13 protein-coding genes are annotated in these 13083 nt (G+C 74.9%); 4 read left to right on the top strand and 9 right to left on the bottom strand.

What is annotated here, in order from left to right; all coding sequences use genetic code 11:
* Window positions 1-65 precede the first annotated feature (65 nt).
* Both HT134_RS13840 and HT134_RS13835 read left to right on the top strand, forming a co-directional pair.
* Window positions 66-683 (top strand): LysE family translocator, encoded by a 618-nt coding sequence (locus HT134_RS13840; protein ID WP_175600747.1) that lies wholly within the window; start codon window positions 66-68, stop codon window positions 681-683.
* Window positions 684-687: 4 nt separating this feature from the next.
* Entirely contained in the window at window positions 688-1248 is a 561-nt protein-coding gene (locus HT134_RS13835; protein ID WP_175600746.1) for a TetR/AcrR family transcriptional regulator, read from the top strand.
* 72 nt (window positions 1249-1320) lie between these two features.
* On the opposite strand, the gene HT134_RS13830 is transcribed toward HT134_RS13835, so the two are convergent.
* From HT134_RS13830 to HT134_RS13800, 7 genes are all read right to left on the bottom strand, one after another.
* On the bottom strand, window positions 1321-2517 hold the full coding sequence (locus tag HT134_RS13830) for a hypothetical protein (RefSeq protein WP_175600745.1): 1197 nt from the start codon (window positions 2515-2517) through the stop codon (window positions 1321-1323).
* Between the two features lie 31 nt (window positions 2518-2548).
* Complete coding sequence (locus HT134_RS13825; protein ID WP_175600744.1) at window positions 2549-2929, bottom strand: RidA family protein; 381 nt, start codon at window positions 2927-2929, stop codon at window positions 2549-2551.
* A gap of 9 nt (window positions 2930-2938) precedes the next feature.
* Window positions 2939-4015, bottom strand: coding sequence for an alanine racemase (locus tag HT134_RS13820; protein ID WP_312888115.1), 1077 nt, complete (start codon window positions 4013-4015; stop codon window positions 2939-2941).
* A 53-nt stretch (window positions 4016-4068) separates the two neighbouring features.
* On the bottom strand, window positions 4069-5610 hold the full coding sequence (locus tag HT134_RS13815) for an N-acyl-D-amino-acid deacylase family protein (RefSeq protein WP_175600742.1): 1542 nt from the start codon (window positions 5608-5610) through the stop codon (window positions 4069-4071).
* Between the two features lie 469 nt (window positions 5611-6079).
* Entirely contained in the window at window positions 6080-6655 is a 576-nt protein-coding gene (locus HT134_RS13810; RefSeq protein WP_175600741.1) for a DoxX family protein, read from the bottom strand.
* A 164-nt stretch (window positions 6656-6819) separates the two neighbouring features.
* The gene (locus HT134_RS46905) at window positions 6820-10074 is read right to left on the bottom strand and encodes a DUF4153 domain-containing protein (protein WP_175600740.1); all 3255 of its coding nucleotides are present in this window, start codon (window positions 10072-10074) and stop codon (window positions 6820-6822) included.
* Window positions 10071-10754 (bottom strand): response regulator transcription factor, encoded by a 684-nt coding sequence (locus HT134_RS13800; protein WP_175600739.1) that lies wholly within the window; start codon window positions 10752-10754, stop codon window positions 10071-10073. The genes HT134_RS46905 and HT134_RS13800 overlap by 4 nt, the downstream gene beginning before the upstream one ends.
* Window positions 10755-10918: 164 nt before the next feature.
* Here HT134_RS13800 and HT134_RS13795 point away from each other — a divergent pair, with 164 nt between their 5' ends.
* Together HT134_RS13795 and HT134_RS13790 are read left to right on the top strand one after the other, a co-directional pair.
* The gene (locus HT134_RS13795) at window positions 10919-11596 is read left to right on the top strand and encodes a protein kinase domain-containing protein (RefSeq protein ID WP_175600738.1); all 678 of its coding nucleotides are present in this window, start codon (window positions 10919-10921) and stop codon (window positions 11594-11596) included.
* Between the two features lie 104 nt (window positions 11597-11700).
* Window positions 11701-11895, top strand: coding sequence for a tail-anchor membrane protein (locus HT134_RS13790; RefSeq protein ID WP_175600737.1), 195 nt, complete (start codon window positions 11701-11703; stop codon window positions 11893-11895).
* 30 nt (window positions 11896-11925) lie between these two features.
* Here the strand turns inward: HT134_RS13790 and HT134_RS13785 are convergent, their stop codons facing one another.
* Window positions 11926-12237, bottom strand: a complete 312-nt coding sequence (locus tag HT134_RS13785) for a DUF3817 domain-containing protein (RefSeq protein ID WP_175600736.1) — start codon at window positions 12235-12237, stop codon at window positions 11926-11928.
* Between the two features lie 4 nt (window positions 12238-12241).
* Window positions 12242-13024, bottom strand: a complete 783-nt coding sequence (locus HT134_RS13780) for an SURF1 family protein (RefSeq protein WP_175600735.1) — start codon at window positions 13022-13024, stop codon at window positions 12242-12244.
* Between the last annotated feature and the right edge of the window lie 59 nt (window positions 13025-13083).

Genomic DNA, 13083 nt, shown 5'->3' with positions numbered 1-13083 from the left:
GCCCGTTCCTGCCGCCCGTCATTGGTCTTCATAACGGAAAAGGGCCATCTCTACGCTGATATTTCGTGATCAGTTGGTCGACATACGTGTTCTTCGCCGGTGCCTGCCTGGCCCTCGTGGTCATCCCCGGCCCCAACCACCTCTACATCGCCGCCCGCGGCCTCGCCCAGGGCAGGGGCGCGGCCCTGGCCAGCGCGTTCGGCGTGGAGACCGGCACGCTCGTGCACATCGCCGCCGCGGCGGCCGGTCTGTCGTACTTGATCACGAAGTCGGCGACGCTGTTCGGCATCGTGAAGTGGGCCGGCGTCGCGTACCTGGTCTACCTCGGCGTCCGCGCGCTCACCTCGAAGGAGGAGGCGGCCGGCCGGGCGCTGCGCCCGCAGCCGCTGCCCAAGGTGTTCCTCGAAGGGGTAGTGGTCAACGTGCTCAACCCCAAGGTCACGCTGTTCTTCCTGGCGCTGCTGCCGCAGTTCGTGGACCAGCGCGCGGGCTCGCCGGCGCTGCAGATCGTGGTGCTCGGGGTGACGCTGCTGGCGTTCGGCCTGCTGTCGGACATCGTGTACGCGCTGACGGCCGGCGCGCTCGGCGCCCGGCTGGCCCGCCGGGCCCGCACCCTGCGGTACGTCAGCGGCGTGGTCTACCTGGGGATGGGCGTGGTCACGGCGTTCACCGGGAGAAAATGACGGCATGGCGCCCAGGAAGCAGCAGGAGATCTTCGACGCGACGCTGCGGCTGGTCGCCGAGCGGGGCTACGACGGGCTGACGGTCGAGGGCGTGGCCGAGCGGTCCGGCGTGAACAAGACGACGATCTACCGCTGGTGGCCGTCGAAGGCGGCGCTGCTCGGGGCGGCGCTGGTGGAGGCGGACGTGCTGGGGTTCGAGCCGCCCGACACGGGCAGCCTGCGCGGCGACCTGGTGGCGCTGGTCGAGGCCATGGCGGGCCTGCTGACGCGGCCTCCGGCGCGCGACATCGCGCTCGCCGCGCTGGGCGCCGCCGTACGGCATCCGGAGCTGGACGGGCGGCGCTTCTTCGCCGACCGGTTCGCGCGGGAGCGGGCGGTGTTCGAGCGGGCGGTACGGCGGGGCGAGCTCGGCGGGGCGGCCGACCCGATGCTGATCGTGGACCTGCTGGCCGGGGCGGTGTGGGTGCGGGCGGTGTTCCGGGGGCAGCCGGTGACCGGCGGGTTCGCGGAGGAGGCGGTCTCGGCGGTCCTGGACGGGGTCACCGCCTCACACGCGGGCCGGTAGGGCTCCGGACGGGGTCGCCGCCTCACGCGCGACCCGACAGGTTCGCTCGCAAACGCCCGGGGCGGCGGATGGCTACTGCGCCTCCGCCAGGGCGGCCGGGATGCGGTCCAGGACCGGGTGGGGCGCCAGCCCGTACGCGTAGAAGTCGACCGCCGCCGCCCCCGCCGCCTTGGCCCCGCGGGCCTTGGCCACGAGCCGGTCGGCGGAGTCGCTGTCGGGGTGACCGGGCCGCAGCACCGCCCGCACCTCGCGGTCCTTGCCGACCGAGCGCAGGTAGGCGCCCACGTCGTCGGCCACCCGGGCCGCGTCGCGGGCGTAGGCGAGCACCCCGAACGCCGGCACGAGGTCGCCGAGCGCCACCAGGTCGACGCCGAGCTGCCAGGCGTCGTGCGCGGCGAGGCCGGGGGTGGGCAGCCCGTCGGTGTACCCCTTGACCGCGCCGGTGGAGTCGACGAAGACCAGCCGCGCCCCCTCGGCGGCGACGGCCGAGGCGACCTCGGACACCAGCGTCGTCACGGTCTCCGACCGGGCCCGGGCGTAGGCCACGACCTCGGGGCCGGCGTAGGCGGTCAGCGCGGCCCGGGTGACCTCGCCCTGCGCGGGCGGCTCGCCGTCGAGGACGCGCCCGACGATGCCGGCGCACTCCTCGCGCGCCGCCTCGGCGTTGACGCCGAGGTCGGTGGCGCGGCGCATGCAGTAGTCGCAGAAGCAGAGCCCGAACAGGTACGTGTCCATCGGCCCGAGCGGCACGAACGAGCGCTCCGCCTGCTGGGGGTTGAAGTGCAGCGCCTCGGCCACCACGCTGTCCACGCCGAGCCGGGCGACGGAGCGGGCCAGCGCCACGGCGTAGTCGCGCACGTCGGGATGGGCCGGGCACAGGTCGGTGGGCGAGCCGCGGTCGCCGAAGCAGTCGCGCACGGTCACGTCGGGGTGGCGGACGCCGAGCGTCGCGTTGCGCAGGAACACCGTCCAGCCGTGCAGCTTCAGCCCGCGCCGCGCGCACGCCTCGGCCAGCCCGTCCAGGGCGCCGGCGTGGCCGGTGGGCGGCTTGAGCCGCAGCCCGGCGAACAGCTCGGGCGGCGGCGTGAAGTGGGCGGCGTCGTGGCGGACGGTCAGCCTGGACAGCCCGTGCGGGGTGACGTCGCGGCAGGCGTGGTGCACCGCGCCGACGGTGACGCCGGTGACGCCGTAGCCGCCGATCCTGTCGAGCACCCGCTCGACGCCTTCACCGCGCAGATCCTCGACGAAGACGTACACCGAACTGTCCACGAGCCGACCTTACAGTTTCCGGAAGTTCCGCCTAGGCGCCCTTGTGGGCGACGAAGTCGATCTCCACGAGGATGTTCATCAGGTCGGAGCCGACGGTGGTCCGCACGGGGTACGGCTGGGTGAAGTAGGACTTGTAGACCTCGTTGAAGGCGGCGAAGTCGCGCTTGAGGTGCTGCAGGTGGACCGTGGCCTTGACCACGTCGTCGAAGCCGAGCCCGTGGGCGGCCAGGATCGCGCCGAGGTTGCGCATCGTCTGGTGGGTCTGGGCCGCCACGTCGTCGCCGACGATCTCGCCGGTCTCGGGGTGCAACGGGCCCGCGCCGGAGGTGTAGACGAAGTCGCCGACGACCAGACCCTGGGAGTAGGCGCCGACGGGCGCGGCGCCCTCGGTGCTGCGCAGCTCCTTCTTCATGGGTGCTCCTCAGAACAGAGTGGTGATCTCGCCGACGATACGGTAGTCGCGGTCGACGACCGGCAGCGCCCGCCACTTGTCGAACGCGGTGCACGGGTGCGAGATGCCGAACGCGAGCAGGTCACCGGGGCGCAGCCCGTCGGCCTGGACCATGGTGTGCTGGTCCTGCATCCGCATCACCGTGACGCCGCCGCGCTTCGGGACGGGCAGCCCCTCGTCGTACGGGGCGTCGCGCTTGCCCATGCCCACGACGGCCAGCCCCGGCTCGGGGGTGGACAGCACGTGCGCCCAGACCTCCAGGGCGGGCCGCAGCTCGCCCTCCACGCGGTTGAACGGCGTGCGCTCGCGGTAGTAGCCGTCGTCGTGGGTGACGTAGGCGCCGCTGCGCAGCACCACGGTGGCCTTGGTGGCGGCGAGCTCGCGGCCGATCACGTCGAACCACTGGCTGCCGCCGACGCTCAGGATCGGCTGCCGCAGGCGCAGGTGCTCGACGGCGTCCTGGAGGAGCCGCAGGTAGGCGCGGACCTCGCCGGCGCCGGGCAGCCCGCCCTCATAGCCGGCGACGCCGGCCAGCTCCACCCCCGGGCTCTCCTGGACGTACCGGACGATCTCCAGCAGCTCCTCCAGCGACCGGCAGCCGGCCCGCCCGCCGTGGTGGCCCAGCTCCACCAGCACCCGGAACGGCCGGGGCCCGGCGTGCTTGGCCAGGATGTCCACGCCGGCAGCGGAGTCGGCGAAGCTCAGCAGCTCGAAGCCGGGGTCGCGGGCCAGCTCGGCGGCGGCCCAGGTCAGGCCCGCCGGGTCCACGAACTCGTTGGCCACGACGATCCGCGCCGCGCCGAACGAACGCGCCGCCATGGCCTGCCGGGTCGTCGCCACGGTCAGCCCCCAGGCGCCCGCCTCCAGCTGCAGGGCGGCGATCTCGGGCGACATGTGGGTCTTGGCGTGCGGGGCCAGCTCCAGGCCGTGGTCGCGGGCGAACGCGGCCATGGTGGCGATGTTGTGCTCCAGCGCCTGGCGGTGCACGACCATCACGGGGAACGGCAGGCCGCCGTCGAAGAGCGAACGGCCGATGGCTTCCTGCACGACGTCTCCTCTTTCCCGGTTCCTCATGCTCGTCGGGCTCGTCGGGGCGGGGGTCAGCGCGAACGCAGCGCCCGGCCGGGCGTGGCCCCGGTCGGCTCGCCGCCCGCCAGCACCGGCACGCCGGACACCAGCACGTCGTCCACCCCTGTCGCGAGCGTACGGGGCGAGTCGTAGGTGGCGCGGTCGGCCACCGTGGCGGGGTCGAACACCACCACGTCCGCCGCGAACCCGGCCCGCAGCAGCCCCCGGCCGGCCAGCCCGAAGCGGCGCGCCGGGTGCGCGGCCAGGTGGACGGCGGCCTGCTCCCACGTCCAGTCGCCGAGCTCGCGCACGTGCGTGCCGAGGAACCGGGCGAAGGCCCCGAACCCTCGCGGATGCGGATGGCCGCCCACGTAGATGCCGTCGGAGCCGCCGGTCTGCGCGGGGTGGCGCAGCATCCGCCGGACCGACTCCTCGCCCTCGGGCCCCTCGTCCGGCCGGGCCGACACGCAGCCGGCCTCCAGCCGGGTCTCGACGAGCAGCCTGCGGCAGAACTCGGCCGGCTCCACGCCCTCCCGCTCGGCCGCCTCGACCATGCTGAGCCCCTCGGCCCATTCCAGGCCGGGCGCGTGCGAGACGGTCAGCCGCGGCCAGGTCTGCGCGAGCCCCGGCCACCAGGCGTCGAGCTCGCCGGAGGCGAGCATCTCCAGGGCCCGGCCGGGCTCGGCGGCGGGCACGTCGGGCGGCAGCACCACCATGGCGAGGATCGTGCTGCCGCGCAGGTACGGGTAGGTGTCGAAGGTCAGGTCGACGTCCGCGGCCAGCGCCTCCTCCACGAGCGGCAGCAGCACGTCGGCGGGCCCGTGCAGGTGGGAGACGTGGACGGCCGCGCCGGAGCGCTCGGCGATCTCGTTCACCTCGGCCATGCCGACCCCGGCCCGGGCGCCGTAGGCGCGCATGTGGGTGACGTACGGCAGGCCGCCGAGCGGCGCGCACAGCGCGGCCAGCTCCTCGGCGGCGGCGTAGCGGCCGGGCAGGTATTCGAGCCCGCTGGACAGGCCGACGGCGCCCTCCGACAGGCCGCGCTCGACGCGGTCGAGCATCGCGGCCAGCTCCTCCCGCGACGGGGCCTGCGGCGAGGGGCCCATGACGTCGTAGCGGATGGTGCCGTGGGGCAGCAGGTACGCGGTGTTGAGCGCGGTGGCGCGGTCGTAGGCGCCGAGCAGCCTGTCCACGCTCAGCGGCCCGTCCCCCAGGACGCCGGGCAGGGGGCCGTTGACGGCGGCGAAGTAGCGGGCGGCGTAGGCGACCGTGCCGGCGGAGCCGGGGGCGTAGGAGAGGCCGTCCTGGCCGAGCACGAACGTGGTCACGCCCTGCCGCAGCGCGGCGAGCTGCACGTCCTGGTCGAGGACGGTGGCGTCGCCGTGGGCGTGGCAGTCGACGAACCCGGGCGAGACGAGCCGGCCGGTCGCGTCGATCACGGTGGCGGCGTCCGCGCCGTCCAGCCGCCCCACGGCCGCCACCTCGTCGCCGGTGACGGCCACGTCGGCCCGGTACGGCGGGGCGCCGGTGCCGTCGAGCACCCGGCCGCCGGTGATGATCACATCGAATGCCACCCAAGGATTAAACCCGATCTCTCCTCCCTCTTGCTCGGCCGACTTCCCGCCGACCTGGCGCGGGCCTTCCGGAAGGGGACAACGGTTCCCGGAGAAGGGCGGGCTCGGCCTGACTTCCCGCCGACCTGGCGCGGGCCTTCCGGGAAGGGACAGCGGTTCCCGGAGAAGGGCGGGCTCGGCCGACTTCCCGCCGACCTGGCGCGGGGCCTTCCGGGAAGGGACAGCGGTTCCCGGAGAAGGGCGGGCTCGGCCGACTTCCCGCCGACCTGGCGCGGGGCCTTCCGGAAAGGGACAGCCGTTCCTGGAGGAGGACGGGCTCGGCCGACTTCCCGCCGACCTGGCGCGGGCCTTCCGGGAAGGGGCGGCGGCTTCTGGGAAGGGCCGCCTCGGCCAACATCCGGGCGACCTCGCCGCGGGGCTTTCGGAGGGGCAGGGGGCTCGGCCGGCCTCTGGTGAGGCGGCGGGGTGGTCAGAAGTGGACGTTGGTCATCGTGTACCACGTCGGGGCGAAGACCAGCAGCGCCAGTGCGCCGAGGACCGCGGCCGACCTGAGCACGCCCGAGGTGGTGACGGCCGCCGGTGCGACGGGCCGCAGCCTCCACCGTCCCACCGCGACGACCCCCGCGACGGCGCCCAGCAGGACAGTCGCGGGCACCAGGTCGTACTCGCCGCGCACGATGTGGAACCCGGCCGCGAGGATCATCGTCAGCGTCAGGCCGGCGCCGGCGAGCGGCGTCAGCTTCGGCCGGACGCCCGTCATCGCCGGCAGGACCAGGCCGATGCCGCCGAGCACCTCGGCGACCCCGATGAAGACGATGAGGGGCTGCGGCACCGCGGCGTACCAGGCCACGGCCCGGGGCGCCGCCGCGTACAGGGCGCCGTCGTACAGCAGCACCTTGCCGAAGCCGCTGCCGGCGAAGAAGAAGCCGAACAGCACCTGAAGCGTCCAGAGGACGCCGTTGAGCGTGACCCTCGCCCGGCGTCCCCCGGGTCGCCGCTCGATGCCCTCGACGCCGATCGGGTTCGCGCTGACGTGCTGGTTCATGTCCCGTCACTGCCTTTCTCATCGGGTTGGCCGTGCGGGACTCATACGACCACCGCGGCGAGGTCGCACGCATCGCCCGTGGGACACGGTGGGACAGGCGACAAGCGGTCAACCTGCGCGAACACGAAGGTGTACCGCGGCCCGGGGCTGGGACAGCTCCCCGGTCAGTCCTGCGTGCGGGAGGAGGCGCGGGGGCAGGAGGCGTCCGGGCGGATCGGGTGCTCGGCGAGGACGGCGCGGGCCTGGGCGCGGGCGAGGTTCCAGCCGTTCCACGGGTCCGGGGCGCCGAGATCGTTGGCCGCCACCACGTCCGCCAGCACGCAACTGCGCTGCGGCTCGGGCAGCCGGTCGAGCGCCGGCACCGCCTCGGCCCCCAGGTCGCCCAGGTAGTCGGAGTCCATGTTGGCGACGCCGCGCACCGCCACCTGCGTCTGCGCCACGCGCAGGTCCGGGTTGACGACGGCGAAGCCGACCAGGGCCACCCCGGTGACCAGCACGACCGTACGCGGCAGCCAGGCGGCGCCGCGCCCCGCCAGCCGTACCGCCCCGGCCAGCAGCACCAGCGCGAACACCGCGGCCAGCCACCACAGCGTCGCCTGCACCGACAGCCGCAGCCGCGACAGCCCGTACGCGTCCGTGTAGAGGGCGAGCCGGTGCAGCGCGGAGGCGAGCACCACGAGGGTCAGCGCGCACAGCACCCCGAGCTGGCCGGCCAGCAGCCAGCGCTCGCGCCGTCCCACGCGCAGCACCCCGGCGGCCACCGCGACGATGCCGAGCACGAACACGCTGACCACGACGAGCTGGAAGAACCCCTCCCTGGCGTACTCGGCGTACGTGAGCCCGGCCGTCCTCAGCACCCACGCGTTCCCGCCGAACAACGCGGTGATCTGCACGGCGACGAACGCGGCGAACAGCAGGTTCACGGCCGTCAGCGGCAGCAGCCACACGCTGCGGCTCACGGTCAGCTTGACCTCGGGCCCGGCCGGGTCGTTGACGGGGCGCAGCGCCACCAGCACCACGGCGGCCAGCAGCACGGCCACGACCGCGAACACGAAGAGGCGCAGCGGCAGCGTCTCGGCCCAGTCCGGGGTGGTGGTCAGCCGTCGCGCGTACGAGGCGAACACGCGGTCGGCCGAGGCGAACAGCACCCCGAACACCGCCACCAGCACGGCCGTGATGCCGAGCCCGGCCAGCACCGGCAGGATGCGCCGCCGGGCGGTGAGCCGCTTCAGCGGCTCGGCCAGGAACCACGGCACGGGGGGCAGCGCCAGCAGCACCGACAGCACGCCCCTGATCGCGCCGATCCAGCCGAGCCCCGCCCCGGACACGGCGAGCGCCGCGAGCGCGGCGCCCGCCACGAGCAGCACGCCGACCAGCCAGTCGGCGTCGCGCACGGCCGCCATGGAGATCAGGACGTACGCGACGAGAGCGTACGCGCCCGTCCACGGCGTCAGGCGCCGCAGCGTCGCGGGCAGGGCCGCCGCGCCGAGCACCAGCGCCACCAGCACCACGCCGAGGCCGGCCTGGGCGCCGGGCAGGGCGACCGCGCCGAACACGCCCGCCCCCACGGCGGCGGGCAGCAGCCAGCGCGGCGTCGCGGGCAGCTCCGGGCGGGGGAAGAGGGGCGGGGGCACGTAGACGGGGGGCGGCGCCTGGCCGCCCGCCTGGCCGCCCGCTTGACCGCCCGCCTGGCCGGGTCCGGAGGGCCGGACGGGCGGGCGGCGGGGGGACGCGCCCTTGATCGCGCCCAGCGCCCCGGCCAGCAGCGTGCACAACACGAGCGCGCTCAGGCCGAAGGCGTCGCCGATGGCGAAGCTGACGAACACCGCCGCGACCACGCCGACCGCGAACCCGGCGACCAGGCCGAGGCCGGTGCCCACGATCAGCCGCAGCAGCACGTCCGCCGGCCCGGGGAAGGGCGCGTTGGGGTACGGGACGGCGGTGGCGCCCCCGGACGCGCCACCAAGCCCCGACCCGGACCCGACACCAAGCCCGGACCCGGACCCGGCACCAAGCCCGGATCCGGACCCGGACCCGGCACCAAGCCCGGATCCGGACACGGCGCCGGGCGCGGGTGCGGGCGCGGACGCCTCCGCCGGAGGCCGCCCGGCGTGGACGGCCCGCGGCGCGCCGGTCCCGGCCCCCGTGACCGGCACCGGCAGCGACCCCTCGGCCGCCGCCCGCGGCCCCTGGAACGCCGGCTCGACGGCCGCCTCCTCCACCGGGCCCGAGCCCGCGGATGCCGGACGCGCGCCGTCCCCCGAGGCCGGACGCGCGCCCTCCCCCAAGGCCAGGCCCGCGCTCCTCCCTGAGGCCGGGCCCGCGCTCTTCGCCGAGGCCGGGCCCGCGCCCTCCGTCGCGGTCGCGTCCCCCGGGACCGGGCGCTCCTCCCGGTCCGGCGGCGGCGCGGCGCCCCGTCTGTCCCCCATCGCTGTCCTCCCTGGCAAGTCGATGATCATGCGGCATCCGGCACCGTCCCCGATGCGGATGCCGCCCCCGTGCAGTTCGACGATCTCCTTGACGATGGCCAGCCCCAGCCCCGCGCCGCCGGCGTCGGCGGCGCGGGCCGCGTCCAGGCGCGAGAACCGCTCGAACACCCGCGACCGGGCCGACGCCGGGATGCCCGGCCCCTGGTCCGCGACCGTGAGCCGCGCCCCGTTCCCCTCGGCGGTGCCCGTGACGGTCACCACGCCGCCGGGCGGGCTGTGCCGTACGGCGTTGTCGAGCAGGTTGGCCAGCACCTGGGCCAGCAGGTCGGGGTCGGCGCGCACCACGAGCCCGCCGGGGGCCCGCGCGACGATCCGGACGTCCTCGCGGGCCAGCTCCGCCTCCCGCACGGCCTGTTCCAGCAGCGGCGCGAGCTCGACCGGCTCGGCCTCGATGTGGCGGGCGCCGGAGTCCAGCCGCGACAGGTCGAGGAGCTGGGCCACCAGCCGCCCGAGCCGCTCGGTCTGCGCCAGCGCGGTGCTCATGGTGCCCGGGTCGGCCGCCGAGACGCCGTCCACGACGTTCTCCAGGACGGCGCGCAGGGCGGTGATGGGCGTGCGCAGCTCGTGGCTGACGTTGGCGACCAGCTCGCGGCGCTGCCGGTCCACCTCGCCGAGGTCGGCCGCCATGGCGTTGAAGGCCCTGGCCAGCTCGCCCACCTCGTCGCGGGAGGTGGCGCGCACGCGCAGGTCGTAGCGGCCCTTGGCGACGGTCTGGGCGGCGCGGGCCATCTCGCGCAGCGGCCTGGTCATGCCCATGGCCAGCACCTGCACCATGATGAGCGCGAGCGCCACGGCCACGGCGATGCGCAGCTCGCGCGACAGGCCGGAGTTGATGCCGACCTCGTTCACCACGAACGCGGTGCCGACGGCCAGCACGATCACGATGCCGAGCTTGACCTTGATCCGGCCGAGGAAGTCCAGCGGCCTCATCGGCGCACCAGCGCGTAGCCGACGCCGTGGACGGTGCGCACCACGTCGGAGCCGAGCTTGCGGCGCAGCGCCCGCACGTGGCTGTCCACGGTCCGGGTCGCGGCGGCCTCGGAGAAGCCCCACACGTCCGACAGCAGCCGGTCGCGCTCGAAGACCTGCCCCGGCCGCTCGGCCAGCCGCCGCAACAGGTCGAACTCGGTCCTGGTGAGCTGCGCCTCGGCGCCGCGCACGAACACCCGGCGCGCCGCCGTGTCGATCTCGACCTCGCCGACGCGGATGACCGTGTCCTCGGCCGCGAGCTGGCCGGCTCTCTCGACCCGGCGCAGCAGCGCGTGGATCCGGGCCACCAGCTCGCGCATGCTGAACGGCTTGGTGAGGTAGTCGTCGGCCCCCACGCCCAGCCCGACCAGCACGTCGGTCTCCTCGCCGAGCGCGGTCAGCATGAGCACCGGCACGGGGCGGGCCGCCTGCATCCGGCGGCACACCTCCAGCCCGTCGAGCCCCGGCAGCAGCCGGTCGAGGATCACCAGGTCGGGCTCGGCCCGGCCGTACTCGGCCAGCGCCGCCTCCCCGTCCCCCGCCACGCGCACCTCGAAGCCCTCGGCCGCCAGGCGGTCGCGGACCGCCCGCGCGATCGTCTCGTCGTCCTCGACCAGGAGGACCCGTCGCCGCTCTGCCACGGACGAAAGCCTAGGAGTGCCCGGTGCAGACGGCACTCACTGAAACGTGCACATCCGGTGCAGATCGAACAGCCGTCGGGAGGTGTTCATGCCCGGCTCACCGGGATGATGGCCGGGGCCGCCGCCGGGGAGCTATCGTCCACCTGGATGGGGGAGATCAGGGCATGGGACACACCACGAAGCTCGCGGGGCGCTACCGGCTGCTGAACCCCCTCGGAGGGGGCGCCGTCCGGCTGGCCTTCGACGAGCCGGGGCACCGCGACGTCGTCGTCCGGGAGCTGCGCCCGCCGGCGGGCCTGGTGGAGCGGGCCGCCGATGACGCGCGCCGCCTCGCCGCCCTGCGGCACGGCTGCCTCGTGCCGGTCGCCGACGTGGTGGCCGGGGACGGCGCCGTCTGGGTGGTCATGGAGTTCGTCTCGGGGACGTCGCTGGAGCGCGCGGTGGGCTCACGCGGTCCCCTGCCCGCGGCCCAGGCCGCCAGGGCCGGGGTGTGCGTGCTGGAGGGGCTTTCGGCGGCGCACGCGCTGGGGATCGTGCACGGCCGGGTCGATCCGGGCAACGTGCTGCTCACGCCGACGGGCCGGGCGCTGCTGACGGGGTTCGGGCTGCCGCAGCCGGAGCTGCGTCCCTCGGCCGATCTGTGGTCGCTGGCGGCCACGCTGCACTTCGCGGTCGAGGGCCGGCCGCCGGGCACGTCCCCGGCGGCGGGCGCCGACCCGCTGCGGTCGCTGATCCGGGCGATGCTCGACCCGGCCGGGCCGCCGCCGGTCGAGCTGGTGTCCGGGACGCTCCGGCGCCTGGCGCTGGAGCGCTCCGCCGGGACCGGCGGGCCGGCCTTTTGAGATACATCGCGATTCGGAACCCCGGGGCGCCCCCACTCGTTGGACCGGGGACGCAGAATGTGGAAGAGGCGGGGCGCGCGCTCCGCGTTCGGAGGATGTTGAGGATGTCGCCAGTCCAGAAGTACGCCATCGGCGCCGGCGCCGCCGTCCTGCTCTCCCTGATCATTTTCGGGACCGGCTGGATCACCCTGCTGGTCGTCCTCGGCGTCGTGGGCGCACCGGTGGTCGGCTACCTGATGCTCGACCCGTCGCAGCGGGAGCGGCTCAAGCGCGCCCGCCGGCGCGGCATCGGCCGCTGATCCCGAGCGAGGCGCGCCCGGTGGCGGGGGTCAGGCCCCCGCCACCGCCGTCTGCGCGTGCACCCGCTGGGTGACGCGCCGCTCGACGAAGAACGACAGGAACGGCACCGTGCCGCCCAGCATGATCCCCAGCATGTACGGCCAGCTCCACCGGGCCTTCATGCCCAGGTTCATGACCGCCACCAGGTAGACCATGTAGAGGAAGCCGTGGACGGGCGCCACGAACTTCGAGATGCCCTCGATGCCGAAGCCGTACCTCAGCACCATGGCCGTGCACAGCACGAGCAGCATCACGCCGACGCAGTAGGCGAGCACCCGGAAGGGCTTCAGAGCCGATTCCACCGTTTCAACCTTCCAGAACCATCTCAGGGGACTGCTTGTGGTGTTCCCGGTCCGTGCGCACGGCGTCGCGGACGAAGTGGAACCACATGAACACGGCGAACCCGGCGAAGATCCACCAGTTGGCGGCGTAGGCGAGGTTGCGCCAGGTGAAGGTGCCGCCGACGACCGGCGGCGCGACCTTGACCTGGGTCAGCTCGCCCGACGGCGGCTGGGCGACGACGTAGCCGTCACGGATCCGGCCGCCGTCCCACAGGTTGACGAGCTGGCCGGTGGACACGGTCTGCACCTGGCCCCGGGGCAGTTCCTCGGGCCGGCGCTGCACGCTGTCGGTGCCCTGCGGGGGCCGCAGCCGGCCGGAGACGGTGACCTCGCCGGACGGCACGGCCAGCCGGGAGGCGTCGGGCGTGGCCGTCCAGCCGCGGACGACCGGCAGCAGCGTGCCGTCGCCGAGGCGGAGCGGGGTGAGCACCCAGAAGCCCCGGTCGCGGTCGGCCTTGCCGCCGGGCGCGTCCACGTCGGGCTGCCGGTCGACGACGAGGAGCTGGCGTGAGGCGTCGTAGACGCCGCTCGCGGTGACGCGCCGCCCGACCGACCTGCCGTCCATCTGCGCCCCCACCGGGGCGAGCGCGGTGACCGCGACGGGCGCGGGGTCGGCCGCCGCGCGCGGCTTGCCGGAATCCTGGAACACCCCGAGCTGCCAGCGTCCGAGCAGGATGAACGCCACGAGGACCACCACCGTCAACAGGTGGAGCCCCAGCATGCGGGGCGAGAGCACGGTCCTCAGCATGCTTCAACGCTATCCGGCGACGGGACCGGTCCCGCACCCAGCCCGCCGCCGATCGCATG

The organism is Nonomuraea rhodomycinica (assembly GCF_013363995.1).
Classification (GTDB): domain Bacteria; phylum Actinomycetota; class Actinomycetes; order Streptosporangiales; family Streptosporangiaceae; genus Nonomuraea; species Nonomuraea rhodomycinica.
The sequence above is the reverse complement of the archived record's forward strand: the minus strand, read 5'-3'. Positions and strand labels throughout refer to the sequence as shown.

Coding starts and splice junctions, on each gene's coding strand:
- HT134_RS13780 (WP_175600735.1), bottom strand. CDS start 13,024: ATGCTGAGGACCGTGCTCTCGCCCCGCATGCTGGGGCTCCACCTGTTG.
- HT134_RS13790 (WP_175600737.1), top strand. CDS start 11,701: ATGTCGCCAGTCCAGAAGTACGCCATCGGCGCCGGCGCCGCCGTCCTG.
- HT134_RS13825 (WP_175600744.1), bottom strand. CDS start 2,929: ATGAAGAAGGAGCTGCGCAGCACCGAGGGCGCCGCGCCCGTCGGCGCC.
- HT134_RS13795 (WP_175600738.1), top strand. CDS start 10,919: ATGGGACACACCACGAAGCTCGCGGGGCGCTACCGGCTGCTGAACCCC.
- HT134_RS46905 (WP_175600740.1), bottom strand. CDS start 10,074: ATGAGGCCGCTGGACTTCCTCGGCCGGATCAAGGTCAAGCTCGGCATC.
- HT134_RS13835 (WP_175600746.1), top strand. CDS start 688: ATGGCGCCCAGGAAGCAGCAGGAGATCTTCGACGCGACGCTGCGGCTG.
- HT134_RS13810 (WP_175600741.1), bottom strand. CDS start 6,655: ATGAACCAGCACGTCAGCGCGAACCCGATCGGCGTCGAGGGCATCGAG.